General features: G+C 64.0%; 23 protein-coding genes. 17 read left to right on the top strand and 6 right to left on the bottom strand.

The window, feature by feature from the left end; all coding sequences use genetic code 11:
• The first annotated feature begins 20 nt into the window (after nt 1-20).
• The 4 genes from ilvD to D6201_RS03875 are packed head-to-tail and all read left to right on the top strand — an operon-like array spanning nt 21 to nt 4,626.
• Nucleotides 21-1,739, top strand: a complete 1,719-nt coding sequence (gene ilvD / locus D6201_RS03890) for a dihydroxy-acid dehydratase (protein WP_120047629.1) — start codon at nt 21-23, stop codon at nt 1,737-1,739.
• Complete coding sequence (locus D6201_RS03885) at nt 1,720-2,052, top strand: hypothetical protein (RefSeq protein WP_120047628.1); 333 nt, start codon at nt 1,720-1,722, stop codon at nt 2,050-2,052. The genes ilvD and D6201_RS03885 overlap by 20 nt, the downstream gene beginning before the upstream one ends.
• 1 nt (nt 2,053) lies before the next feature.
• The gene (locus D6201_RS03880) at nt 2,054-3,433 is read left to right on the top strand and encodes an NAD(P)H-hydrate dehydratase (RefSeq protein WP_277949476.1); all 1,380 of its coding nucleotides are present in this window, start codon (nt 2,054-2,056) and stop codon (nt 3,431-3,433) included.
• Complete coding sequence (locus D6201_RS03875; RefSeq protein WP_120047626.1) at nt 3,430-4,626, top strand: class I SAM-dependent RNA methyltransferase; 1,197 nt, start codon at nt 3,430-3,432, stop codon at nt 4,624-4,626. Before D6201_RS03880 ends, D6201_RS03875 begins: the two co-directional genes overlap by 4 nt.
• Here D6201_RS03875 and D6201_RS03870 read toward each other — a convergent pair.
• Genes D6201_RS03870 through D6201_RS03855 form a run of 4 tightly spaced genes read right to left on the bottom strand, consistent with a single transcriptional unit; the run spans nt 4,623 to nt 7,357 of the window.
• On the bottom strand, nt 4,623-5,402 hold the full coding sequence (locus D6201_RS03870; protein WP_165853489.1) for a hydrolase 1, exosortase A system-associated: 780 nt from the start codon (nt 5,400-5,402) through the stop codon (nt 4,623-4,625). The genes D6201_RS03875 and D6201_RS03870 overlap by 4 nt on opposite strands.
• Nucleotides 5,399-6,055 (bottom strand): alpha/beta hydrolase family protein, encoded by a 657-nt coding sequence (locus D6201_RS03865; protein WP_120047625.1) that lies wholly within the window; start codon nt 6,053-6,055, stop codon nt 5,399-5,401. The genes D6201_RS03870 and D6201_RS03865 overlap by 4 nt, the downstream gene beginning before the upstream one ends.
• Before the next feature lie 6 nt (nt 6,056-6,061).
• A complete protein-coding gene (locus tag D6201_RS03860) occupies nt 6,062-6,355 on the bottom strand; it encodes an acyl carrier protein (RefSeq protein WP_120047624.1) in 294 nt (97 codons plus the stop codon).
• A gap of 12 nt (nt 6,356-6,367) precedes the next feature.
• Complete coding sequence (locus tag D6201_RS03855) at nt 6,368-7,357, bottom strand: GNAT family N-acetyltransferase (protein WP_120047623.1); 990 nt, start codon at nt 7,355-7,357, stop codon at nt 6,368-6,370.
• Nucleotides 7,358-7,380: 23 nt separating this feature from the next.
• Here D6201_RS03855 and D6201_RS03850 point away from each other — a divergent pair, with 23 nt between their 5' ends.
• The 12 genes from D6201_RS03850 to D6201_RS03795 all read left to right on the top strand — a co-directional run bounded on the left by D6201_RS03850 (nt 7,381) and on the right by D6201_RS03795 (nt 22,958).
• Nucleotides 7,381-8,883 (top strand): acyl-CoA ligase (AMP-forming), exosortase A system-associated, encoded by a 1,503-nt coding sequence (locus D6201_RS03850; protein WP_120047622.1) that lies wholly within the window; start codon nt 7,381-7,383, stop codon nt 8,881-8,883.
• A complete protein-coding gene (locus D6201_RS03845) occupies nt 8,880-10,106 on the top strand; it encodes a pyridoxal-dependent decarboxylase, exosortase A system-associated (RefSeq protein WP_120047621.1) in 1,227 nt (408 codons plus the stop codon). The genes D6201_RS03850 and D6201_RS03845 overlap by 4 nt, the downstream gene beginning before the upstream one ends.
• A gap of 192 nt (nt 10,107-10,298) precedes the next feature.
• A complete protein-coding gene (locus D6201_RS03840; protein WP_120047620.1) occupies nt 10,299-10,943 on the top strand; it encodes an XrtA/PEP-CTERM system exopolysaccharide export protein in 645 nt (214 codons plus the stop codon).
• A gap of 13 nt (nt 10,944-10,956) precedes the next feature.
• A complete protein-coding gene (locus D6201_RS03835) occupies nt 10,957-12,474 on the top strand; it encodes an XrtA system polysaccharide chain length determinant (protein WP_120047619.1) in 1,518 nt (505 codons plus the stop codon).
• A gap of 10 nt (nt 12,475-12,484) precedes the next feature.
• A complete protein-coding gene (locus D6201_RS03830) occupies nt 12,485-13,453 on the top strand; it encodes a P-loop NTPase family protein (protein ID WP_120047618.1) in 969 nt (322 codons plus the stop codon).
• A gap of 5 nt (nt 13,454-13,458) precedes the next feature.
• Nucleotides 13,459-15,096, top strand: a complete 1,638-nt coding sequence (locus D6201_RS03825; protein ID WP_120047617.1) for a preprotein translocase subunit YajC — start codon at nt 13,459-13,461, stop codon at nt 15,094-15,096.
• A gap of 22 nt (nt 15,097-15,118) precedes the next feature.
• A complete protein-coding gene (locus D6201_RS03820) occupies nt 15,119-16,306 on the top strand; it encodes an XrtA/PEP-CTERM system-associated ATPase (protein WP_120047616.1) in 1,188 nt (395 codons plus the stop codon).
• Between the two features lie 11 nt (nt 16,307-16,317).
• Nucleotides 16,318-17,238, top strand: coding sequence for an XrtA system polysaccharide deacetylase (locus D6201_RS03815; protein ID WP_242447412.1), 921 nt, complete (start codon nt 16,318-16,320; stop codon nt 17,236-17,238).
• Nucleotides 17,235-18,284, top strand: a complete 1,050-nt coding sequence (locus tag D6201_RS03810) for a FemAB family XrtA/PEP-CTERM system-associated protein (protein WP_120047615.1) — start codon at nt 17,235-17,237, stop codon at nt 18,282-18,284. The genes D6201_RS03815 and D6201_RS03810 overlap by 4 nt, the downstream gene beginning before the upstream one ends.
• Nucleotides 18,281-19,504, top strand: a complete 1,224-nt coding sequence (locus tag D6201_RS03805) for a TIGR03087 family PEP-CTERM/XrtA system glycosyltransferase (protein ID WP_120047614.1) — start codon at nt 18,281-18,283, stop codon at nt 19,502-19,504. The genes D6201_RS03810 and D6201_RS03805 overlap by 4 nt, the downstream gene beginning before the upstream one ends.
• The gene (gene xrtA, locus D6201_RS03800; protein ID WP_193725686.1) at nt 19,494-21,050 is read left to right on the top strand and encodes an exosortase A; all 1,557 of its coding nucleotides are present in this window, start codon (nt 19,494-19,496) and stop codon (nt 21,048-21,050) included. The genes D6201_RS03805 and xrtA overlap by 11 nt, the downstream gene beginning before the upstream one ends.
• Nucleotides 21,051-21,062: 12 nt before the next feature.
• Nucleotides 21,063-22,958 (top strand): XrtA/PEP-CTERM system amidotransferase, encoded by a 1,896-nt coding sequence (locus tag D6201_RS03795; protein WP_120047613.1) that lies wholly within the window; start codon nt 21,063-21,065, stop codon nt 22,956-22,958.
• On the opposite strand, the gene zapE is transcribed toward D6201_RS03795, so the two are convergent.
• Together zapE and D6201_RS03785 are read right to left on the bottom strand one after the other, a co-directional pair.
• Nucleotides 22,955-24,070 (bottom strand): cell division protein ZapE, encoded by a 1,116-nt coding sequence (zapE, locus tag D6201_RS03790; protein WP_120049179.1) that lies wholly within the window; start codon nt 24,068-24,070, stop codon nt 22,955-22,957. The genes D6201_RS03795 and zapE overlap by 4 nt on opposite strands.
• Nucleotides 24,067-24,849: a succinate dehydrogenase iron-sulfur subunit gene (locus D6201_RS03785; protein WP_120047612.1), complete on the bottom strand. Its 783-nt coding sequence runs from the start codon at nt 24,847-24,849 to the stop codon at nt 24,067-24,069. The genes zapE and D6201_RS03785 overlap by 4 nt, the downstream gene beginning before the upstream one ends.
• A gap of 277 nt (nt 24,850-25,126) precedes the next feature.
• Between D6201_RS03785 and D6201_RS03780 the strand changes: the two genes are divergently transcribed.
• Nucleotides 25,127-25,843, top strand: a complete 717-nt coding sequence (locus D6201_RS03780) for an SDR family NAD(P)-dependent oxidoreductase (protein ID WP_120047611.1) — start codon at nt 25,127-25,129, stop codon at nt 25,841-25,843.
• Nucleotides 25,844-25,846: the final 3 nt, after the last annotated feature.

Below are 25,846 nucleotides of genomic sequence, written 5' to 3'. Positions count from 1 at the left end.
GCCCGCTTCAAGCACGCGGAATGAGTCGGTTCGATAAATCCAAATTGCCAAGCCGCCACGTTTCCGTGGGGCCAGAACGTGCGCCGCATCGGTCATATTATTACGCAATGGGCATGAGCGAGGAAGAGATCGCGCAGCCTTTTGTTGCGATCGCTTCCGCCGGGAACGATAGCGCGCCGTGCAACACCACGCTGAACGCGCAGGCCGATATCTGCCGCCGCGGGGTAGAGGAGGGAGGTGGTACGCCGCGACGGTTCAACACCATTACCGTCACAGACGGCATTGCGATGGGCCATCAGGGCATGAAAAGCTCGCTGGTAAGCCGCGAGGTTATCGCGGACTCTATCGAGCTTTCGGTGCGTGGCCATTGCTACGATGCGTTGGTGGGCTTTGCCGGCTGCGATAAGAGCCTGCCCGGCATGATGATGGCAATGCTGCGGCTGAATGTGCCGAGCATCTTCGTCTATGGCGGATCGATCCTTCCCGGCACGTGGAAGGGTGGAGACGTGACCGTCGTCGACGTTTTTGAGGCCGTCGGCCAGCACGCCGCCGGGAATTGCCCCTTGAAAGAGCTCACCGCGCTCGAGAAAGTCGCCTGTCCCGGCCACGGCGCATGCGGCGGACAGTTTACCGCCAACACCATGGCGTGCGTGGGTGAGGCAATCGGATTGTCCTTACCAAACAGCAACATGGCCCCCGCACCTTACAAATCGCGGGAAGAAATAGCGGTTGCCGCGGGTCGCCAGGTCATGGAGCTGATCGCCCACAATCTGCGCCCGCGCGACATATGCAGTCGTGCCGCTTTCGAGAATGCCGCCCGCGTCGTCGCGGCGACCGGCGGATCAACCAATGCCGCGCTGCATCTTCCGGCGATGGCAAGCGAATGCGGCATCGCCTTCGACCTCTTCGACGTGGCCGAGATCTTCAAGTCCACCCCCTACATCGCCGACCTGAAGCCGGGTGGGCGCTATGTCGCGAAGGACATGCACGAAGCGGGCGGGGTCTACATGCTGATGAAGACGCTCCTCGATGGCGGCTTTCTCGATCCCGAACCGCTGACCGTGACCGGCAAATCGCTCGGCGAGAATATCGAGGAAGTCACCTGGAACCCCGACCAGAAGATCATTTACGAAGTCTCGAACCCGATCACGCCTACCGGTGGCGTCGTCGGCCTCAGGGGATCACTCGCGCCGGAAGGGGCCATCGTGAAGGTTGCGGGGATGACACGGCTGCAGTTCAGAGGCCCCGCGCGGGTGTTCGATTGCGAGGAGGATGCTTTCGCCGCCGTCGAAGCGCGCGACATAGCGGAAGGCAGCGTTATCGTCATTCGCTACGAAGGACCGAAGGGCGGGCCCGGCATGCGCGAAATGCTGTCCACGACCGCCGCGCTGTACGGCCAAGGCATGGGCGAGAAAGTCGCTCTTATCACCGATGGCCGCTTCTCCGGTGCGACGCGCGGTTTCTGCATCGGCCATGTCGGGCCAGAAGCGGCCGATGGCGGGCCTATCGCGCTTATCGAGGATGGCGATACCATCGCCATCGATGCGGAGGCCGGAACGATCGACTTGGACGTGGCGGAGGATCTGCTGGAAGCGCGCCGCCGCGACTGGAAGCCGCGCCGTAATGATTACCAGTCCGGCGCGCTCTGGCGCTATGCGCGCAATGTCGGCCCGGCAGTGAGGGGCGCGGTGACCCACCCCGGCGCGGAAAGCGAAACGCATGTCTTTGCGGATATCTAGCGCGCTGGCCCTGCTACTGCTGGTCGCCTGCGAAGAGCGAGGCGACGAGGTGGCAGGCTCCGAGATCGAATGCGCGCTTGGCGGCGCGGCCTCTTTCGCTCCCGAATGCACGATGGAGCGGGCCGAGGCGGAGGGAGAGCGCCTGCTCATTGTGCGCCATCCCGATGGTGCGTTTCGTCGTTTTGAATTCGGCGTGCCGGGCCGTGGCATCGTGACGGCGGACGGGGTGGAGCAGGCCGTTGTCGAGCGCTCCGACGGCACGGTAGAGGTCCGCGTCGGCGCGGACCGCTATCGCTTTCCCGTGGCCGAATGAGGTGAGGCACGCTCGCCAAGTCCTGATTGCTGAACAGATGCGAGCTGCGGAGCAAAGCCTGCTCGATGCAGGCGAAACCGTCGAAAGCCTGATGCAACGCGCGGGCACGGGCGCGGCGGAGTGGGTCTGGCGGCTATGTGCCGGACGGAGCGTTACCGTGCTGTGCGGCCCGGGCAACAATGGTGGCGACGGCTATGTCATCGCGCGTGAGCTGGAACGGCGCGGCGTGGATGTATCGGTCGTCGCGCCGCTCGATCCAGCCACCGATGCTGCCAAAAGCGCCCGCTCGGAATGGAGCGGGAAGCCGGTCAAAGAGGCGAGCGGACATGTCTTCGTCGATTGTCTGTTCGGTACCGGTCTGTCGCGACCGTTGTCCGATGACTTGCGCGATCTCGTGGCCCGATTGGCCGCGAGCCACGATCTGTGCGTTGCCATCGATCTGCCGAGCGGCGTGGACAGCGACACAGGTGGACTGCTGAACGATGGCCTGCCGAGGTATGATCTGACCATAGCACTCGCCGCATGGAAACCAGCCCACTGGCTGATGCCTGCTTCCGCGCGAATGGGCGAGCGGCGGGTGGTCGATATCCGCGTTGGTCCGTTGGATGGCGCGGCTCGCCTCGCTCCGCGTCCCCGATTGTGCGCACCCGCTGCCGACTCCCACAAATATTCGCGTGGCATGGTTCTTGTCGTCGGAGGCGAAATGCCTGGCGCTGCGATCATGACGGCGCGCGCGGCGCAGCATGGTGGTGCGGGCTATGTGATGTTTGCCAGCGAGCATCTGCACCCCGCGATGCCCATCGATATCGTTCACGATGACACAGATGTGGCCGATCTTTTGCACGACGAGCGTATCGATGCGGTGGTGATCGGCCCAGGTCTCGGTCGAGATGAGGCGGCGCAGGGCCGGGTGGATGCGGCGCTGAAGAGCGGCAAGCCACTGGTCCTGGACGCAGATGCCCTCCATCTCATCACACCCGAGCACGAGCTGCGCCGCTCGATCGCGACGCCGCATGAAGGGGAATTGTCTGCTCTGTGCGAGGCTTTCGACGTCTCGGCCGAGACGAAGCTGGAGAAGGCGCGAGCCCTGCACGGCGCCACCGGCATGACGATCCTCGCCAAGGGTGCCGATAACATTTTGGTAGGTGAGGGTGGCGACACGGCCCTCTTCCCGCCCGCGCCATCGTGGTTGTCGACCGCCGGAACGGGCGACGTGCTTGCGGGGCTGATTGCCAGCCGGATCGCTTCGGGAAGCGCGATGATGAGAGCTGCAGAGGAAGCAGTTTACCTTCATACAGAGGCCGCCAGACTGGCGCGCCCTGCTTTCTCGGCAGGTCAGCTTGTCGACGTGATACCACACGCTTACGACGCATTTCTATGAACGAGACAGAAGAGATCGTCCGCATTGCAGCGCGGGGCGATGGTGTCACCGCAAGCGGTCGGCATGTCGCAGGCGGGGCACCCGGCGATCGCCTCACGCAAGAAGGCGCAATCATTTCCGGCCCGCATCATGTCGAGCCTCCCTGCCGACATTTCGACCGTTGCGGCGGATGCCAGCTGCAGCATTGCGACGAGGAGGCATTGACTGCCTTCGTTCGTGATCGGGTCGTCCACGCGGCAAGTGGACAGGGGCTTGAGCCAGAGAAGGTCCTGCCACCGGCAATGTCTCCGCCGAAATCGCGCCGGAAGACGACAATGCGGGCGGTCAATGGCGGCGGCAGACCGATAATTGGCTTCAACGAAGGCGGATCGCACAAGGTCGTCGACCTAACGGAATGCCATGTCCTGTTGCCCGAACTATTCGCGCTGATCGCGCCGCTGCGACGCTATCTCGCCAAGCTGAAAGGCCGATACGGCATCGACATCAACTTGGCCCGCGTCAATCAGGGCGTTGACCTTGGCCTTAAGGGCTTCGCTCCCGAAGGTCTCGAACAGGCCGAGGATCTTCTCGATTTCTGCCGCGAACACCAGCTGGCCCGATTGACGCTCGATCAGGGCTACGGGCCGGAGCCATTTTGGGAGCCGGAACCTGCGACAATAACCCTGGGCGGCGTCGCGGTCGCATTTCCACCAGGTGCGTTCATGCAGGCCACGCGCCACGGCGAAAACGCTCTCGTGAAGGCTGCGATGGAGTGGCTTGGCGAAAGCGACACCATCGCAGATCTCTTTGCGGGTCTCGGTACGTTCGCATTCGCGCTTTCGGATGCATCCAAGGTGACCGCTTATGAGGCGGAGCAGGCTGCTGTCCTCGCCTGTCGGTCTTCGGCGGCGCGCGCAAGAAAACCTGTCGAAACCGCGCATCGCGACCTTTTCCGCAATCCGCTCCGCGCCGCTGAAATATCAGCTTTCGATGCCGTCCTGCTCGATCCGCCTCGTGCCGGAGCGCGCGCCCAGATCGAACAGATCGCCGCCAGTGCGATCGAGCGGGTCGCCTATATCAGCTGCAATCCTTCAAGCTGGTCACGCGACGGGAAAGTCCTGGCAGAGGCCGGCTTTCGGCTCGCCGAGCTTCGACCTGTCGGGCAGTTCCGCTGGTCGACCCATGTCGAGCTGGCCAGCCTTTTCGTGCGCTAACGGCGCAGCATCTCCAGCAGCTGTTCGCGTAGCCAGGCCCGAGCATGCGGTTCGGCAAAGCTATGGCCCGCGCCGTCACAGGTCTTCACCGTTCCCGGTCGATCATCCCATTCTTCGGCAAAGGCTGTCGCCGTGCGGTCGTTCCCGGATAGGAGAATGACATGAGGCAAGGCGCATTCATCGAGGCTTTCGGCCATCTCGGACACAAACGTCCTCGGCTTGCGATCCTGCCCCAACGCGGACCTCAATCCCTTGGCAAGCCGTCCGAAATCGACATCGCCGCGCAACAGCCTGCGCCATCCCGATGGTCTTGATAGGCGGTCCGCGTAACGCTCGCGTATCGCTTTGGGGGAGGGCATTTCCGGCGCTTGATCGCTTTCATAAGGCCACGGATTTGCGAGGACGAGCACGTGATGTCGCCTGTCCCGCATGAGCATGAGCGCCGATGCGGCATCACAATTGCCATAGACGACCATGCTTCTGATCCATGGACACTCGCGCATGAATGCCTTCTCCGCTGCGGAAATGTCCACGGCGCGCTCCCGCAGGTCACGACTCTGGCCTTCGCTATCGCCGATGCCGCGCCTGTCGAAGCGGAAGACAGGGAAACCTTCGGCGGCAGTTTTCTGCGCCAATTCGGCTTGTCCGGCAAAAGCGCCCGCCCGGATCTCGTTTCCGCCGCTTACGATGAGCAAGCCGCTAGTGTTCTGCGCCTCGTCGAGAGTTCCGACGAGCGTATCGCCTTCGCAGTCGAAGTGGACGTGACGCCGGGTCACCGCAGCCGCTCCAGCACGATCTGTGCCAGCGTTTCTGCCTGCGCCGCGTCGCCGCTCGGCTCGGCGCGCAGCCAGAGGCCCACGCCGCCGATATCGCGCTGGCGAATGTCGTCGTCGCGAAAATCGATGTCGGCCGCTTCCAGTTGCCGGATCATCTCCGGTCCGATCTGGTAGCCTGCAAGAAGCAAGCCCTCTGCGCGACCGGCGGTGAGCAATTGATCCCGAGTGGTCGAATACCCGGCCTCGCGATCGGCGATGGCGCGAGCGCGCAGCAAATCGCGCAATTGCGTGGGCCCGGGCAGTGGAGCGTAGCGTGTCGCGGGGCCGTCCGGTTTGCACAAGGCGCCGCCCCGGATGGTCAGCGTGTGGGTGGCAGCGAAAGCGTGCTCTGCCGCGGCGATTGCGGCGCGCCAGTTTTCGAGCGTCTGTTCGGCAAGCGAGGCCAGGCTCTCATTCATGCCGGGAAGGTCCGGCAGGATTGTATCCACGCCACCGCGGTCCAGCGTACGCATCAGTTGCACGGTGAGGCGCCGCATCTTGTTCCCCTCGTCGAACAGAGCTGGGACGATCAGCAGGCGTCGCTGCCGAGCCTTGTCGAAGCGAACGGCATATTCCTGCATTTCCCGAGAGATGGGCCAGTTGCCCGCCTGCATCGCCGGTCAGTCGTCCGCGCGTTTTTCGGCGAGGAAGGTGCGCAGTGCGCCATAGGTTTCCAGCATCTCGCCATCCACCTCGTCGTCCTCGATCAGGATTTCGAGCCGGTCTTCCAGCTCTGTCAACAGGCCGGCGACTGCCATCGAGTCGAGCTCCGGCAAATGTCCGAAAAGGCCGCTGTCCTCATCGAACCGCGCAACTCTTTCTGCGGAGAGGCCGAGTACGTCCTGCAGGACCTGGCGCAGGACCAGGTCGGTTTCGCCTGTCTGCTCGACAGGAATGGGAAGGTTGCTCGCCATGCTTTCCGCGCACTAGCCAGCGTCGGCGAAGCTGACAAGTTTGCCGCGCATTGCCTTGACCCGGGACTTCAGCAGCAACGGCCAATTCCGCGGCTTGTCGCGTCGCAGGCAGGTGAGCCGGTATCGCAAGCGGACCTGCTCCATCCAGTCGCGCTTGTAAGGTTCGTCGCCAGTGCCGAAATCGACCGTTGCGACGCCGTCCGTATCGATAATGTGTTCCATCAGGGCGGCAGTCAGGATGGTTCCGGGAGAGAGCGCCTGGGCGCCGCGGCGATGCGCGAGCTTGTGAATGAACGCGGTGCCATTATCGACCGTCCAGAATTGCGCGGCAACAGGCGCCCCATCGTGCCGCGCGATGGCAAAGCGAAGACGGCCGGCTGCGCTCTCTTGCCGTGCAAATCGGCGCAACAAGTCCGCATTGCCCTCGGCAGGCTTCCAGCTATCGGCGTAGACGTCCTCGAAAATCGACCAGTCGGCATTCGAGAATTCGTTTGTCATGACGGTATCGAGCTTCTTCGTCTTGCGAGAAAGCGCTGTGCGGAGCGCACCGGGTCGCTCTGCGAGATAAGCGGCGAAAGGCCGGCCCTGGACCTGCAGGATGTGGTTGGTGTCGGCCACTTCGGCGAAGCTAGACCATCCAGTGCCACGAAAAGCGCGCTTCAAATGCGCCGCGTCCTCGCGCGTCAGCTTGTCGAGCACGATCCTGTCGGTCTTCGTGGGCATCTCCTCGGCCAAAGCTGTCAGCAACTGGTCATGCGCGTTGTGTGTTCGCAAGGGTTGCCATGTGAACGCATACCAGTTGGTCAGTGCTTCCCACCCAGCCTCTCCGCGCATCAGCGGCAGGCAAATCGCCTCATCGCCATCCTTTGCGACGGCGAAGAGCGGCGCGCCAACCATCTCTTCGAGCATTACGAACCACGCCGGGCGGGCAAAAGGTCCGCCATCGCGCCAAGCGAGGTCTTGCAAGTCCTTAATGGTGTCGTGATAGCTGACCGCCGTCATCGTATCGCTTTTCGAAAGGCCCCATGTCCACCGCGCCCGATCCTGTGCCACGGCCGCTCGACCATATCGCAGAACGCGGCAAGGATGGCGACCCTGCGCTGATCCTGCGTCATCGGACGCTGTCTTGGGCTGACCTGCGACGGCAGGTATCGCGCATGGCGGCGTGGCTTGCCGATGCGGTGCCGGAAAAGGGCGCGCGGGTCGCGACGTGGGGCAGCAAGGGGGAGGCAACATGCCTGCTTCCGCTCGCGGCGGCGCGAGCCGGGCTGGTGCATGTGCCGATCAATCCCCTTCTGAAGCGGGCGCAGGTTGCGCATATCCTTGCTGACAGCGGGGCAGACCTTCTCATCGCCAATGCCGGCCGGACTGCATCGCTGGAACACGACGATGTTCCGACGGAGTGCAAGATCGTCGAAGAGGCCGCGTTCCTGTCAGGCTTGGGCGGCGGCGAAGGATCGGCAAGTCTATCGGACTTGGATCCGCACTCGCTCGCCGCCATTCTTTACACGAGCGGTTCGACCGGCAGGCCGAAGGGCGTTATGTTGAGCCACGCCAATCTGTGGCTCGGCGCAGTGAGCGTGGCGCATTATCTCGAGATGGAGCGCGACGATGTGACGCTGGCCGTGCTGCCGCTCAGCTTCGATTACGGGCAGAATCAACTGCTTTCGACCTGGTATGCGGGCGGGAGCGTGGTGCCGCTCGATTATCTGACGCCGCGCGATGTCATTAAGGCATGCGCCAGACATTCCATCACGACGCTGGCGGCTGTGCCCCCGCTTTGGGTGCAGCTTGCCGAGCAGGATTGGTCGCAAGACGCTGTTGGAACTATGCGGCGGCTAACCAATAGCGGCGGGGCGCTCATCGAAGATTTGGTGCAAGCTTTGCGACACATCTTCCCGCAGGCAAAGCTTTTTCCAATGTATGGATTGACCGAGGCCTTTCGATCGACCTACTTGGATCCCGAGCTTGTCGACACGCATCCTACGTCCATTGGCAAGGCTATTCCCTTTGCGGAGATTTTGGTGATCGACCAGGACGGGGCCGCGGCCTCCGACGGTGAGCTCGTCCATTGCGGGCCGCTCGTCGCGCAGGGCTACTGGCAGGATCCCGAGCGAACCGCAGAACGCTTCCGCCCGGCACCGGCGACATCGAAACATGGCGGTACTGCAGTATGGTCTGGCGATACCGTTTGCCGCGACGACGATGGCTTGCTGTATTTCGTCGGCAGGGAGGATGCGATGATCAAGTGCGCCGGAAACCGCATCAGTCCGCAGGAAATCGAGGATGCCGCCCGCGCCACCGGCCTCGCGGAAGAGGCGGTGGCATTCGGCGTGCCCGATCCGCGCCTCGGTCACGCAATTCATCTCATCGTGCGGGGCGAGGGCGGTGACGAAGCACTGCGTGCGGCCCTTCGACGGGAATTGCCTAATTTCATGCAGCCTGCGCACATCGAGTGGGTCGAAACCATGCCGCTCAACCCGAATGGCAAGATCGATCGCGCGCGGCTGAAGCGAGACGCAGAATGAAGCCGCACGGTCCGATTCCGCCGCATTTCTCCGCATTGCACGGTGAGCTGGCCATCGGCGGGCGGATAGCAAGCGCGCTGGTGAAGGAGGCGGGTGACACGCCGCTTTTCGTCTACTCGCGCGATCTGATCGCTGCCCGCATCGCGGACTTGCGCACGGCAATGCCGGAACGGCTCCGCCTGCATTATGCCATGAAGGCAAATCCTTACGGACCACTTCTCGAATTTATCGCAGATCATGTCGACGGTCTCGACATCGCATCTGGCGGGGAATTGGAGCAGGCGAGGGCAGCCGGTTTCCTGCCGCGGGAGATCAGCTTTGCCGGCCCGGGCAAACGGGACCGCGAGCTGTCGGCGGCGATCCGCGCCGGGGTTACGCTGAATGTGGAGTCCGAGAACGAGGCGGAGCGCGCGCTCGCGTTTGGCAAGGCGCTCGATATCGCGCCGCGCCTTGCCATCCGCGTCAATCCCAACTTCGATCTTCGCGGATCGGGCATGAAGATGGGCGGCGGTGCCAAGCCTTTTGGGGTGGATGAGGGCCGCGTGCCGGAACTTGCCCGTCGCATCGTCGATGCCGGGGCCAACTGGCGTGGATTTCATATTTATGCGGGCAGTCAGGCGCTGGACGCCGAAGCGATCATCCAGTCGCAGGCGAGCACGCTCGAGCTTGCAGCGCGACTGGCCCGGGAAGCAGGCGTGACGGTGCCGCATTTCAATATGGGCGGGGGCTTCGGCATACCCTATTTCGACCGAGACGCGCCGCTCGACATCGCTGCCGTCGGAGCCGCACTTGAACGGCAGTTCGATACTCTGCCGCCGGAATTGACCGAAACCGAATTCGTCATTGAGCTTGGCCGCTACCTTGTCGGCGAGGCGGGCGTGTATCTCACGCGCATCGTCGACCGGAAGGATAGCCACGGGGTCACCTATCTCATCACCGATGGCGGATTGCATCACCAGTTGGCGGCGTCGGGCAATTTCGGCACAGTCGTCCGGCGCAATTACCCGCTCGCCATCGCCAGTCGCTTCGATGCGGATGCCGAGGAGCTGGTGAATGTCGTAGGGTGCCTGTGCACGCCGCTCGATCGCCTTGCCGACCAGGCGCACCTGCCACGCGCCGAAGTAGGCGACATCGTCGCGGTCTTTTGCGCAGGAGCTTACGGTGCAACCGCCAGCCCGTCGGCGTTCCTGGGCCAGGGCGCCGCGCTTGAAATGCTGGTTTAAGCTTCTCTCCAGCCCGCGTCCCGAAACGGGACAGCGTTCCAAAAGGGCTGAATTTCCGGGCGGCGGGGCTTCAATACTAACGCGATGTTCACTCTTTTCCGCGAGAAAGCGTGACCGGATCCAGGGCGTAAAGCGTGCGGGGCAATAGAGGCCGCGTCAGCCAAGCGCCACACATCGCGAAGGACGCATTTCATGCGCAGCAAATTGTCGCCAAGAACCGTGCTTATGGCAGCGGGGCTTGCGCTCGCCCTCACGGGTTGTGCCGGGAATTCCGCCGGATCGGAGCTTGCCCCCGCACGCTTCGTGTCGATGCAGGAAGGGCCGGGCGAGGAATATGTCATCGGCCCGCTGGACAAGCTGACCATCCACGTCTGGCGCAATGACGAGCTTGGTGCGGAGGTGCAGGTGCGTCCCGATGGCCGCATCACGACGCCGCTGGTGTCCGACATGCCCGCCGTGGGGAAGACGCCGACCATGCTGTCGGAAGACATCCGCTTGCAGCTTTCCCAATATATAGAAGAGCCGCTGGTCACGGTGATCGTCAATGAATTTGCCGGGACGTTCAGCCAGCAGGTGCGGATCGTCGGCGCGACGGCGGAGCCGGCCTCCATCCCTTTCCGCGCGAACATGACGCTGCTGGACGCCATGATTTCCGTCGGCGGCCTGTCCGAATACGCAGCGGGCAATCGCGCGCGGCTTATCCGGTTCGACCGCGAGAGCGGCGAGCAGCGCGAATACGATCTGCGTTTGTCCGACCTGCTGCGCCGCGGCGATAGCGAAGCGAATGTCATGCTGATGCCGGGCGACGTCATCATCATCCCCGAAAGCATGTTCTGAGGAGATCGGAGGCGTGAATCAGCTTCTCGAGGAACTGCGCGCAGGGCTATGGGCGGTGTGGAACCGTCGCTGGCTGGCGCTCGCCATTGCCTGGGGCATCTGCCTGCTGGGCTGGCTGGTCGTCGCGCTGATCCCGAATACTTACGAATCCGAAACGCGCATTTTCGTCCAGCTGGACGACGTGCTGACCGAGCAGATCGGGATCGGTGCCAATGCGCGTGAGCGCGATATCGACCGCATTCGGCAGACGCTGGTCAGCTCCGTCAATCTCGAGAAGGTCGTGCGTTCCACCCGCATTGGCGACGCGGTGAGCACGCCGACGCAGATGGAAGCGGCGATCGACAGGCTCGAAGACGATATCGCCGTCGTCAGCCAGGGCGAGAACATCTTCGAGATATCCGCGCAAAGCGGTCGCAGCGAACTGACGGATGCCGAAAACGCCGAACTCGCGCGCACGATCGCGCAGCGCATGATCGACATTTTTCGCGAGGAAAATCTCGGCGGCGCACGCGGCGAAATGGCGGACAGCATCGGATTCCTGAATCAGCAGCTGGCAGAGCGCGAGGCGGAGCTCGCCTCAGCCGAAGAGCGTCGGCTCGCCTTCGAGGCCGCCAATCCGGACCTTGTTGGCGGGGCTCAAGCCATTGCCACGCAGCTGAGCGCGACGCGTGCAGAATTGCGCAGCGTCGAGGCGGACCTTGCCGCAGCGCAGGCCGCCATGGCCGCTCTCGATGGACAGATCGCCAGCACCCCGCGCACGATTGCCGCGCCGGGCGGGGGCGGGCCACAGGCTACGCTTGCCCAGGCGGAAGCCAATCTCGACGCGATGCGCGCCCGCGGGATGACGAGCGAGCACCCGGATGTCATCGCGGCGGAGCGCAGTGTCGCCAGTCTCCGCCAGCGCGCAGCTGCTGCCGGTGCGCCGGGCGGCATGCCGAACCCGGCCTACACATCCTTGCAGAGCATGCGGGGGGAGCGGCAATCCAATGTCATGTCGCTGCAATCGCGCGCAGCCGCTCTCCAGGCGGAAATCGCCTCGATCAATGCCAGCGCCGCCCGCGAGCCGGGAGCCGCCGCCGAGGCGCAGCGGATCAGCCGCGATTACGAGGTGCTGCGCGAACAGTACGATGCCCTGCTCGAAGACCGGGAAGAACTGCGCCTGCGCGGTGAATTGCGCAACGAAAATAGCGCCACGCAATTCGAAGTTGTCGATCCGCCGACCACGCCGCGCGCGCCTGCCGCGCCGAACCGTCCGTTGCTGCTACTGGGCGTCCTCATCGTCGGCATCGGAGCGGGCGCCGGAACGGCATTCACGCTGAGCAAGCTGGGCTCCACCTTTGCGACAGCGAGCCAGCTGGAGCGAACCTTCGGCCTGCCGGTCGTCGGCACGATCAGCCACACCTTCACCGAAGCGGGCCGCGAGCTGCGCCGCCAGCGGCTGAAATATTTCGCAGCCGGTGTGGGCGGATTGGGCGTGCTGTTCGTCGTCCTGCTCGGCGTCGAGCTGCTGCAGCGAAGCACCATGGCGTGAGGGGACGGATATGACCGAGCACAGCAAGATCACGCCGGACCGCCGTTCCCTGATCGAACGCGCCGAAGACGCGTTCGGCCTGGGCGACAGCTTCGCGCCGGCCCCGGTGCCGGGTGAACTGGCCAAGCCCGTCAATCGACGCGTCGTGCGGCGTAGGCGCAAGGTGGAAACCTCCGCGGACAATGCGCCCGCAATTGTCGAGACGCCCGCGGCAGAGCCGGTTTACGAGGATGTGCACTTTTCCAAGGATGTGCATGAGATCGACCGGGACGCGCTTGCCCGGCATGGCCTGATCCAGCCCGACGGAGCGGTAACGACGCTTCTCGAAGAATTCCGCATCGTCAAACGCCAGGTGCTGCAATCGGTGCGCAAGGCGCGCGAGGCGGGCTCCGGCAAGCTCGCCCAGCGTGTGCTGGTGTGCTCTCCCCTTCCGGCTGAAGGCAAGAGCTTCACGGCCGCAAATCTGGCTCTGGCGATGGCCGCGGAAAAAGACAGCGAAGTGCTGCTGGTGGATGCGGATTTCGCCAAGCCGTCCATCCTGTCGATGCTCGGCCTGCCGCGTGGTCCGGGCTTCATGGACGTGCTGGCACGCGACGATATCCGCGTCGAGGATTGCGTTCTTGCCACCGATATCGCCGGGCTGCACGTGCTGCCTGCGGGCAATCACACGACGTCCGATAGCGAATTTCTCGCTAGCACGCGCACCGCCGAGGTGCTGGACCGGCTCACCCGCGCCGCGCCCAACCGCATCATCATTTTCGACAGCGCTCCGGCGCTTGCCGCTTCTCCGGCGGCGGAGCTCGCCAATCATGTCGGACAGGCCATCGTGGTCGCGCGCGCAGACCGCACCGGACAGAGCGCGCTCGAAGATGCGCTGACGCTGCTTTCGTCCTGCCCCGATCTCAAGCTGATGCTGAACGCGGCCCATTTCAGCCCGAGCGGGCGCCGCTTCGGTGCCTATTACGGGCAGGAGTCCTGATCGCCATGCGCATGATATTCACCTCGCTCGCCCTCCTGGCTGCGCTGCCCGCCACGGCCTTGGCGCAGGATATCGATAATGCCGAGGACGACGCGACCGACACGAACCGAGGCGTGGCGATTGCGCCCTATATCGAGGCAGCGCAGGTCGTGACGGCGGAGCTCGAGCCGGGAGACGACGTCGTCACCTACACTCGCGCCGCCGTGGGCGTCGATGCTGGCTTCGGCGGACGTTACTCGCAAGGCTCCGCATCGCTTCGCTATGAACGGCGGATCGGGTGGGACGACGATGTCGCCGATACGGACACGGTTTCCGGCATCGCCCGCGCCTCGCTCGCCGTGGCCGGGCCTGCGGTAACGCTGGAGGCGGGCGGCCTCGCATCACGCACCCGCGTCGATGGCGATGGCAGCACATCGCTTGGCGATTTCGGCGCAGATGACGATTTCACCAGCCAGTTCTACTCCGTCTATGCCGGGCCGTCCGCGCGCACCCAGCTGGGCGCGGCTGAAGTCACCGGGGCGTATCGCATCGGCTATACGCGGGTGGAATCGCCCGATGCCGTACTGGTCGCCGCCGATGCCGACCCGGTCGATATTTTCGATGAGGCCGTAACGCAGAATGCCGCCGTGCGGGCCGGTCTGGCGCCCGATACGGTCCTGCCGGTCGGCGTCGGCGTCGGCGCCGGATGGAACCGCCAGGACGTGTCCAACCTCGATCAGCGTATCGACGATCGCTACGTCCGCGCCGATGTGACCGTTCCGGTCTCTCCCAACGTCGCGCTGGTTGGCGGTGTAGGTTACGAGGATGTCGAGGTTTCGAGCCGCGACGCCCTTCGCGATGACGAAGGATTGCCGATCCGTGGGCCGGTTGGACGCTTCATCACCGATGAAACGCAGCCGCGCACCATCGCTTATGAGACCGACGGTCTGATTTGGGATGTCGGCGTGTTGTGGCGCCCGAGCCGCCGCACCTCTGCCGCGGCGACTGTCGGTCGGCGCTATGGATCGACGACCTATTACGGCTCGCTTGCTTACGCGCCGAACGCGCGCTCCAGCCTGAATGTCTCGGTCTATGACACGCTCAACAGCTTCGGCGGCCAGGTGGTCGGCGCGCTGGACGAGCTAGGCACGGATTTTGATGCCTTCCGCAATCCGATCAGCGGAGATCTCGGCGGCTGCGTGCTCGGGGTGGAGGGTGATAATTGCGCTCTTGCGCGCCTTGGATCGCTTCGCTCCGCAGTATTCCGCAATCGCGGCGTATCTCTGAGCTATGGCGCGCAAAGCGGTCGCCTCTCCTACGGCATAGGCACTGGCTATGATCGCCGTAGCTTCTTCGCAGGCGATGACACCGTACTTGCGGCGCTCGACGGTGTGGCGGACGAGACTTACTGGCTCGCCGCCTATGCCGCGCGACAGCTCGATCAGCGTTCCGGTGTCAATCTGGGTGGCTCGCTAAGCCTGTTCCAACCGGGCGCCGACGGGCTGGGCGATGCTCTCGGTTACAGCCTGAGCGCCGCGTACAACCGCACTCTGCTTGATGGGCTGGCCGGTACGGCCGCCGTCGGCCTCGATGGTATCTCACGCGAAGACTTGCCCGACTATTCCGCCGCCTCCGCGCTTGTCGGCCTTCGTTACACGTTCTGACCGCCCGAAAGGATCACCAACCATGTTCGACGATTTCTACGGTCTGTCCGGCAAGCCATTCCAGCTTACGCCCGATCCGGAATTCTACTTCCGGTCGATCACGCACAGGAAAGCGCTGTCCTATCTCGGATACGGCCTGGCGCAGGGCGAGGGCTTCATCGTCATCACCGGCGAAGTCGGCTCGGGCAAGTCGACGCTGGTCGCGCATATGATGAAAACGCTCGATCCCGATGCGGTCACCGTGGCGCAGATCGTGACGAGCAAACTCAACGAGGAAGAGATCGTCCACGTCGTTGCCGGCGCGATGGGACTGGACGTCGAGGGACACGACAAGGCGACTGCGCTCACCGATATCGAGAGTTTCCTGCACGAGGAAGCGCGCGCAGGGCGTCGCTGCCTGCTTATCATCGACGAATCGCAGAACCTTTCGGTGCAGGCACTGGAAGAGCTGCGCATGTTCTCGAACTTCCAGCTGGGAAATCATCCGCTGTTGCAGACGCTTCTGCTCGGACAGCCGGAATTTCGCGAGACGTTGCAGAACGATGATGGGCTGGAGCAGCTGCGTCAGCGCGTGATCGCCGCGCATCACCTCGAGCCGATGCAGGAAGCGGAGATCGAGCCGTATATCGTCCACCGTCTCGAAAAGGTTGGGTGGAATGGCAATCCCTCTTTCGCCGAGGATGTATTCGCCGGAATTTTCGCCGCCTCGGATGGCATTCCGCGCCGCGTGAACCAGATCGCCAACCGGTTGATGCTGGCGGGCGCGATCGAAAAGCGCAGCGATATCGATAGCGCGATGCTCGAAGCCGTGCTGGCGGAAATGGGCAGTGAGCGTGCGGTGCCGCCCGCACCGGCCGTGCCCGAGGCCCCCGTGAACAACAGCGGTTCAAATACCGTGGCGAGTGGTCTCGATCGGGAGCAGGTCAACGCGGCGATCCTCGAACGCGAAGCCATGCTTATCGAAGCTTTCGACGGCGCGATTGCCGAGCGTGATGCGCAGATCGCAGAACTCCGGGCCAAGCTCGACGACGTCGCTGAGCGTCCTGTCGACGCCGACGGTGAAACGGGCGGCACCGAGATCGGCGAGATGCGCGAGCAGCTGGCCCGGATCGAGGCGCGCTCCTTCGAACAGGAACGCTCCATCCGCCAGACGCTGACGATGCTCATCGACTGGATCGAGGGCGAGATGGATTCGAGCAAGGCCGCGTAAGGAGCGCATCGGTGAACGCCATCGCTTTCGACGAAGGCGACGCACCGGGGCGCGTCGTCAACGGCCTTTCGGTCGATGTCGAGGACTGGTTCCAGGTCGGCGCGTTCGAGGGCGTTATCGAGCGGGACAGCTGGGGCGGTCTCGACGACCGGGTCGAGCGCAATGTGCACGCCATTCTCAACCTGTTCGACGAGGCGCAAGCGAGCGCCACCTTCTTCACTCTCGGCTGGGTGGCGAAGCGCCATGCCGGTCTCCTGCGCGAGATCGCAGCCAGAGGTCATGAGGTTGCGAGCCATGGCTGGGATCACGAGCGCGTGTTCCGCATGGACCGCAAGAGCTTCGCCGCCGATATCGAGCGCACCCGGAAAACGATCGAGGATTGCTGCGGAGAGCGCGTGATAGGCTATCGCGCGCCTAGCTTCTCCATTGACCAGCGCACGCCCTGGGCCTTCATGGAGTTGGCGGAGCAGGGCTATCTCTATTCCTCCAGCGTCGCGCCCGTAGCGCACGATCACTATGGCTGGGCCGACGCTCCGCGCTTCGCGTTCAATCCTCTGCCGTGGAGCGATCTGGTGGAGCTGCCGGTGACGACGGCGCAATTTCGCGGAAAACGTCTGGCCGCGGGCGGCGGCGGCTTCTTCCGCGTGCTGCCCTACGCGTTCAGCCGCTGGGCGATCCGGCAGGTCAACCGTGACGAGGGGCGGCCAGCCATCTTCTACTTCCATCCATGGGAGATCGACCCCGGCCAGCCGCGCGTTGCCGGTGCACCACTGCGATCCCGGCTGCGGCATTACACAAATCTCGAAAAGATGGCGGGCAAGCTGCGTCAGCTGGTACGCGAATTTGCCTGGGGGCGGATCGATGTGATCGCGCATCGCGAGGCTCTACGCCTGGAGGCCGAGAAGGCAACCCTCCATCGGGCAAGCGCATGAACGCGCCTTTCGCCTCGCTGCGTGAAAGCATCCGCATCGCCGACCTCGGCGAGCCGGAAGAAGTGCACCGGATCGAGACTTTTGTCGCGCGGCAGGGTGGAAGCATCTTCCATCGACCATCCTGGCTGCTGGCGGTCGAGGCGGGCACCGGGCAGCGTGCGCATGGGCTGGTAGCGGAAAAGGGCGGCATACTCGTGGGCTGGTTGCCGCTGAGCGAAGTGCATTCGCCGATCTTCGGTCGAGTCCTTGCATCGAGCGGCTTTGCCGTGGAAGGCGGCGTGCTCGGGACGTGCGCTGCATCGCTTTGCAGCGGGGCGCAGGAATTGGCGGGGCGTCTTTCCTGTCCCGCGATTGAGCTGCGTGGCGGCGATGTAAGCGAGGGATGGGACGTGCGCACCGACAGCCATGCGGGCTTTGTCGCCCAACTCGCTGCCGGTGATGAAGCACAGTTGCTGGCCATCCCGCGCAAACAACGGGCCGAAGTGCGCAAGGGCCTCAAGGCTAATCTCGCTATCCGCGTGGGTACGGGCGAAGCGGACCGCGCGGCGCATTACGCGGTCTATGCCGAAAGCGTCCGCAATCTCGGCACACCGGTATTTCCGCGCAGCCTGTTCGCAGCCGTGCTGGACATGCTCGATGCGGATATCCTGACTATCAGCCATGACGGCGTGCCAGTCGCCAGCGTCCTGTCGCTATATCACGACGGGGCGGTGATGCCTTATTGGGGCGGTGGAACCCATGCCGCGCGCGGCCTGCGCGCCAATGACCGCATGTATTTCGAGCTTATGCTGCACGCGCGTTATAAAGGATGCGAGCGCTTCGATTTCGGGCGGAGCAAGGCCGGCAGCGGGGCATATCATTTCAAGAGGAACTGGGGTTTCACGCCGCAGCCCCTGTCCTATGCCAGCTGGACTGCGTCCGGCCATGCCCCGCGCGATGCCGATCCCAATAGCGCGCGGCACCAACGGCAGATCGCGCTCTGGAAGAAACTTCCCCTGCCGCTCGCCAATCGGATCGGACCGATGATTTCGCGGGGGCTGGGATGAGCGGCGAAATCCTCTTTCTAGCCCATCGCTTGCCGTTCCCGCCCGATCGCGGAGACAAGATCCGATCGCATCATATCCTCAAGGCGCTTGCCGAGCTGGCACCGGTCCATGTCGGCTGTCTGGCGGACACGCATGAGGACAAGGAGCACGAGGGCGAGCTCGAGGCGCTGGCGGCGACACACTGCATGCCGTGGCGTTCCAAGCCGGTCAGCGTGGCCGGTTTCGAAGCGCTTGTGCGGCGCGAGCCCGTCAGCCTAGCCGCTTTTCGCTCGCAGGATTTGCAGGACTGGGTCCGCGTCACGCTTGCCCAGCGCGATATCAGAGCGATCTACGTGTATTCGGGCCAGATGGGACAATACGTGCCGAGCGATTGGGCAGGGCACCTGGTCGTCGATCTGGTCGATGTCGATTCGGCGAAATTCGAGGCCTACGCGCTCGACCGCGCAGGTCCGCGTGGCTGGATCGACGCGCGCGAAGCGAAGCTGCTTCGGCGGGTGGAAGCGACGCTCGCCGCCAATGCCGATGCGACCTTGCTGGTGAGCGAGGCCGAGGCAGGCCTGCTGCGCTCCCGCACGACGACCGCGCACGATATCCGTCCCTTGCGAAATGGCATCGACTGCGCGTTTTTCGACCTCGCCAGCGTCGAACCGCATCCCGCGATGAAGGATGGCGCGCCGCATTTCGTGTTCACCGGGCAGATGGACTACGCCCCCAACGTCGCCGCCGTCACGCGTTTCGCACATGCTATCCTGCCCGCGATCCAGCGAGGTGCCGACGACGCGCATTTCCACATTGTCGGCCGAGCGCCGAGCGACGCGGTCAGGGCCTTGCGCGAATTGCGAGGCGTGACGATCCACGGAGCTGTCCCCGATGTGCGCCCGTTCATTGCGGGTGCGACGATAGTGGTGGCGCCGATCACGATTGCGCGCGGCGTTCAGAACAAGGTGCTAGAAGCGATGGCGATGGGCCGCTGCGTGCTCGCAAGTCCGGAAGCGGCGACCGGCATCGATGCTAAGCATGGAGAGCATCTGGTGGTGGCGGAGGACGACCGCGCTTTCGCCACGCGCGCGCTGCATCTTCTCGCTCGCCCGGCAGAGCGTGAGGCCATCGCAGCTGATGCCCGTCGCATGGTGCTCGATACGATGAGCTGGCAATCGATGCTTTGCGACCTGCCGCGGCTTATGGGTTTCGGCAACGACCATTCGCGCGATGCGGCTTGATGCGATCGAACCCCGCCGCGCGCCGGCGATAGAGCGCATCGCGCCGCAATGGCGGCTGCCGCTCGCGCAATTGGCGCTGGCCTGGGCCGCTCTCTTCGCGCTACTCGCCGCCGATTGGGCCGAGATGGCGATGCAATGGTGGGACAGCTCGACATACAACCACATCCTTCTGGTCCCGGCGATCCTGGCATGGCTCGTTTGGCAAAGGGCATCGGAGCTGGCCGAGCTGACACCGCGCGCCTGGTGGCCGGGGCTGACAATCCTGGCTGCTGCCCTGTTCGTCTGGCTGCTGGGCGATCTTTCGGGGCTGAACACCGCGACGCATCTGGGTGTCGTCGGCGCATTGCAGGCGAGCGTGATCGCCATTCTCGGCCCGCGCGTCGCATGGGCGCTGCTGTTTCCGCTGGCCTACGCCCTGTTCCTCGTTCCGGTGGGAGACGAGCTTGTCCCTGCGTTGCAGATGATCACGGCGGACATCACCATCGCACTGACCATGGCCAGTGGCATACCGGCGCATATCGACGGTGTCTTCATCGACACGCCCGCGGGTCTGTTCGAGGTGGCAGAGGCCTGTTCGGGCGTGAAATTTCTGATCGCGATGATCGCGCTGGGTACGCTCGTCGCGCATGTCTGTTTCAGCAGCGGGATCAGGCGTGCAGCCTTCGTCGCGCTTGCCATCGTGCTGCCGATCATCGCCAATGGCATCCGCGCCTGGGGGACGATCTATATCGCGCAGTCGCAGGGCATCGGCTTTGCCGAGGGCTTCGATCACATCGTTTATGGCTGGCTGTTCTTCGCCCTTGTCATGGCAATTCTTCTCGGCATCGGTTGGCGGTTCTTCGATCGCGCGGTGGATGAGCCGTTTATCGACGGTCAGGCGCTCGCCGCTGCATCCTTTTTCGGTCGTTTCGAGCGTCGCCGGCCAGCTGGCTGGCGTCTGCCGCTCGCGATCGCTGCGATGGCTCTGGCGACAGTATTATGGGCTGGGCAGGCGCGTGCTCTCTCCGCCGACTTGCCGGTCGAGTCGCAACTGCCCGAGGTTGCTGGCTGGAGCCGCGCGCAAAGCATTAGCGCATATCCGTGGCAGCCGCGCCTCTCTGGAGCGGATAGGACTGTGCGCGCAAGTTATCGCGATGCAGAGGGTCGGACGGTCGATGTCGTGTACGCGCTCTACGCTGTGCAGGCCGAGGGGCGCGAGGCGGGTGCGTTCGGCGAAGGCGCGTTGCCGCCCGAGAGCGAATGGCGCTGGCTGGAGGCGACGGCCGCTGGCGATGGCGCGTCCGGCGAACGCATTCTGGCCCTGGGGAGGCATAGGCGCGCTTCGGAAACCTGGTTCAACCGCGGAGGCTGGACCGGACAAAGCCGCTTGCGGCTGAAGCTCATCACCATGCGGGACAAGCTGCTGTTCCGGGCGCGTCCGACGGCAACGCTGATCCTTTCCTCCCCCGAACAGGAGGGCGAGGACGGTTCGGTCACCATCACCGATTTCCGCCAGTCCACCATGGGCCTCGAAGACTGGATGGACCGCGCGAGCGGCAGTCTTTAAGCGTCCCCACCCATGTGCGGGATAGCGGGCATTTTTCACACGGGCACGATCAAGCCGGTAGATCCATCGCGCGTGACGCGGATGTGCGACGTGCTTGCCCATCGCGGCCCGGATGGATCGGGCGTGTGGACGGGGCCCGGCGTCGGTCTCGGCCATCGGCGCCTGTCGATTATCGACATCGAAGGTTCGCCGCAGCCGATGCAATCGGCGGACGAGCGATGTGTCCTCACGTTCAACGGTGAAATCTACAATTATCGCGATCTGCGGCGCGAGCTGGAAGGACGTGGCGCGATTTTCAGGACGGATGGCGACACCGAAGTGATCCTGGCCGCTTGGGAGCGGTGGGGCGAAGACTGTGTGAAGCATCTCCACGGCATGTTCGTCTTCGCTCTCTACGATCGGCGAGAGCGAAAACTGTTCCTCGCCCGCGATCGCTTCGGCGTGAAGCCGCTTTTCATGGCGGAGCTTTCCGACGGTTCGCTGGCCTTCGCCTCGGAGCTGAAAGGCCTTCTGGCCCACCCTCTCCTTCGGAGGGACGTCGATCCTTTGGCGGTGGAGGATTACATGACCTGGGGTTATGTCCCCGATCATCGCTCGATCCTGCGCGGGGTGAAGAAGCTGCCTGCGGCGCATACGCTGCTGCTTAAGCACGACAGCCCTGTGCCAGAGCCGCAACGCTATTGGGACATACGTTTCGACAAGCGGCATTCGGCCAAGCCGCAGGATCTGGAGGCCGAGTTGCTGCACCACCTGCAGCAGGCGGTCGAAAGCCGCATGGTGGCGGATGTGCCGCTCGGCGCATTCCTGTCGGGCGGAGTAGACAGCTCCGCGGTCGTCGCCTTCATGTCGCAGACGGGGCGGGGCAGGGTGCAGACCTGCTCCATCGGTTTCGACGTCGAGAGTGCCGATGAAAGCTCCCATGCGCAGCGTGTGGCGGAGCTGTTCGGCACGGACCATGCCTCCCGCAAGGTGAGCGCCGACCAGTTCGACGCGATCGACACGATTGCGGGCATGTTCGATGAGCCCTTCGCCGATGCGAGCGCGCTGCCGACATGGCGCGTGAGCCAATTGGCGCGGGAGCATGTGACGGTGGCGCTATCGGGCGATGGGGCGGACGAGGCGTTCGCCGGCTATCGGCGGCAGGTCTTTCATGCGCACGAGGATCGGTTGCGTGGGCTGCTGCCCTCGGCATTGCGAAAGAAAGTGCTCGGTCCGCTCGGCGATGCCTTTCCCAAGCTCGACTGGGCTCCGCGCCCGCTGCGCGCCAAGAGCACGCTGCAATCGCTCGCCGGGTCCGGCGCGGAGGGTTACGCGTCCGCATTGTCCGCCGTGCCCCCCGAAATCCGTTTCGGTCTCTACAGCGAAACGCTTGTACGGCAGGTCGGCGACTATAGCGCCGAGAGAATGCTGATCGATGTCATGAAGCGCGCTCCGGCGCGAAGCGGTCTGGACGCCGCGCAATATGCCGATCTCACTTTCTGGCTGCCGGGCGATATCCTGACCAAGGTGGACCGAACCAGCATGGCGGTGAGCCTTGAAGCGCGCGAGCCGCTGCTCGACCACCGGCTCGTGGAGTTTGCCGCTGCTCTGCCGGAGAGGCTGCGGGTGCGGCGGGGGCAGGGCAAGTTCATCCTCAAGAAGGCGATGGAGCGCTATCTGCCGGATGACATCCTGTACCGGCCCAAGCAGGGCTTCGTCACGCCGATCGCCGAGTGGCTTCGTGGGCCGCTTGCTAGCAAAGCGCGAGGCATCGGCAGGAGCGCAATGCTGGCTCGCACCGGGTGGTTCGACAATGCACGAATTGCCGAGATCGCAGAGGCGCACATCTCCGGCCGGTCGGACCATTCGCGGCTGCTATGGCAACTGCTGATGCTCGACCGTTCGCTTGCGCGGCTCGGTATCGCCTAATCGGCTGTCCCATGGCCGCGCGCCATGTATTCTGTGCTCTGCATTTCCTTGAGACGGCTCACCGTTCGCTCAAATTCGAACGCGCCGTCGCCTTTGCGATAGAGCTCTTCCGGCTCGGCAGCGGCGGTGACGAACAGCTTCACGCCCTGCTCGTAAAGCGCGTCGACAAGCTTGGTGAAGCGAATGGCTTCGTTGCGGTTTTCTGGCCCCATGCGCGGGATGCCGACCACGATCACGGAGTGATATTCGCGCGCGATGGCGAGGTAATCCGCAGCGCCTCTATTCTCGCCGCAGAGCCGCTTGAAACTGAAGACCGCAACTCCCTTCAGGCTCTTTGGCACATGTAGCGTCCGCCCGCCGCCGAGCGCCAGCTCGCCGGAAGGGACATGCTCGGCATCGGCCGGGTCATAGTCGGTGAGGCGATAGAAGGCCTCGGTCACCTGCGCGGTCGCTTCGTCGCCCAGCGGGGTATGCCAGCTCTCGATATCGCCGAGCCGGTCGAGCCGGTAGTCTGTCGGCCCGTTCAGCGGTAGCACGTCCATCTCACGCTCCACCAGTTCGATGAATGGCAGGAAAAGCGACCGGTTCAGGCCATCCTTGTAGAGATCGGACGGCGGGCGGTTGCTCGTCGTCACCACGGTGACGCCTTCATCGACGATCAGCGCGGTAAAGAGGCGTGCCATGATCGCGGCGTCAGCGGTGTTGTTCACCACCATCTCATCGAAGGCCAGGCACCGCACATCGGCAGCAATACGCTTTGCGACGCGGCGCACCGGGCCTTCGGTCTGCGCCTCGCGTTCCTCGCGGATAAGGGCGTCTACCTCGAGCATGAAGGCGTGGAAGTGCGTGCGGCGCTTCTCGGTAATGCTCAGCGTGACGACGAACAGGTCCATGAGCATGGATTTGCCGCGTCCGACGCCGCCCCACATGTAGACGCCGCGGGGGCTGCCCTGTTTGCGCCCGAAGAGCTGGCCGAGCAGGCCGCCGCCCTCCTCCGCCTCCAGCTCGCCTTGCAGCCTTGCCAGCCGTTCGACGGCGCGGCGCTGGTCCGCATCCGGGCGCAGCTCACCCGCGGCGATCAGCCGTTCGTACTTCGCGGCGAGTGCGCTCAGATCGCGCGCTCCACCTGCATCTTCTTGATTTCGGCAATGGCGCGCGCGGGGCTCAGGCCCTTGGGGCACACATTGGCGCAGTTCATGATGGTGTGGCAGCGATAGAGGCGGAACGGATCCTCCAGCTGATCGAGGCGCTCACCCGTCATCTCGTCGCGGCTGTCGGCCAGCCAGCGATAAGCCTGCAGCAGGATGGCCGGGCCGAGGAACTTGTCGCTATTCCACCAATAGCTGGGGCAGGCGGTCGAACAGCAGGCGCACAGGATGCATTCGTAAAGGCCATCCAGCTTCTCCCGCTCTTCGGGTGCCTGCAGACGTTCCTTGCCCGACGGTGTGGTGGAGACGGTCTGCAGCCAGGGGCGGATGCTGGCATATTGCGCATAGAAGTGCGTGAAATCGGGGACGAGGTCCTTGATCACTTCCATATGCGGCAGCGGGGTGATGCGGATTTCGCCGCTCAGATCCTCGATCGCGGTGGTGCAGGCGAGACCGTTCTTGCCGTTGAGGTTCATCGAGCAAGAGCCACAGATGCCTTCGCGGCAGGAGCGGCGGAAGGTCAGCGTGGGATCGATTTCGTTCTTGATCTTGAACAGCGCATCCAGAACCATCGGACCGCAATCGTCGAGGTCGACTTCGAACGTGTCGTAACGTGGGTTCTTCCCGCTATCGGGATCGTAGCGATAGATGCGGAACGTCTTCGTGCGTTTTGCGCCCTCCGCGCGGTGCGTCTGCCCATCCTTGCGGATCTTGCTGTTCTTGGGGAGGGTGAAGGTGGCCATGATTGCAGTCCTTTACGCGTATGCCCGCCTACTTAGCCACTGCGCCCGCAAGAGCAAGCCGGACCTTCGCCCAATGCGCCGCTTTGCCGAGGGTTTGCACGGGGGGGTGTGACAAGTGTTACAGTGTCCTGAGCCAAAATCCGCGATGTGTGACCTTGCGGGCAAAAAGCGTGACCTCTTGCGCGGCGAAGTGTCACCCGCGATACGGGCCAGAGGGCGGATTGGCGTCGTCATGCGTTGGACCTAACGACCCGGGCAGGCTGTAGGAAAGACGCGCATGACATTCACGAAAGCGGCGATATTCGGCGCAAGCGGCGGGATCGGCGGCGCTATGACGAGTGCGCTGGCGGAGCGCGGCACAGACGTGCATGCCGGATCGCGCAGCGGCAGCGTTCCCTCGCATGAGCGGATCACGCCGTTCACCTTCGATCTGGAGGATGAAGCGAGCATCGCCGCTGCCGTGGCGCCCTGGAAAGACGATCCGCCCGATCTCGTCGTAGTGGCAAGCGGAGTGCTCACCTTGCCGGACGGCACCGGGCCGGAGCGCAGCTTCAAACATCTGGACGGTGACGTCATGGCGGCAGTGTTGCGGCTGAACGCGATAGGACCAGCGCTGATCGCCAAGCATGTGTTGCCCCTGTTGTCGCGCGATCGCCCCGCGATGTTCGCTGCCTTGTCCGCCCGCGTCGGTAGCATCGGCGACAATCGCATCGGCGGCTGGCACAGTTACCGCGCCAGCAAGGCGGCGCTCAACATGCTGATCCGCAATTTTGCCATAGAGATGGCCCGCACGCACAAGCGGGCGAGCGTGGTGGGATTACACCCGGGAACAGTCGACACCACGCTGTCGCAGCCATTTCAGAAGAACCTGCCCGAAGGCCAGTTGAGTGCTCGCACCGAGGCGGCCGATCACCTGCTCGGCGTGCTCGAGGGGCTGGGGCCGGATGACAGCGGAAAGGTGTTCGATTGGAAGGGCGACAAGATCGAACCGTAGGGC

Source organism: Aurantiacibacter aquimixticola, from assembly GCF_003605475.1.
Classification (GTDB): Bacteria; Pseudomonadota; Alphaproteobacteria; order Sphingomonadales; family Sphingomonadaceae; genus Alteraurantiacibacter; species Alteraurantiacibacter aquimixticola_B.
The sequence above is the reverse complement of the archived record's forward strand: the minus strand, read 5'-3'. Positions and strand labels throughout refer to the sequence as shown.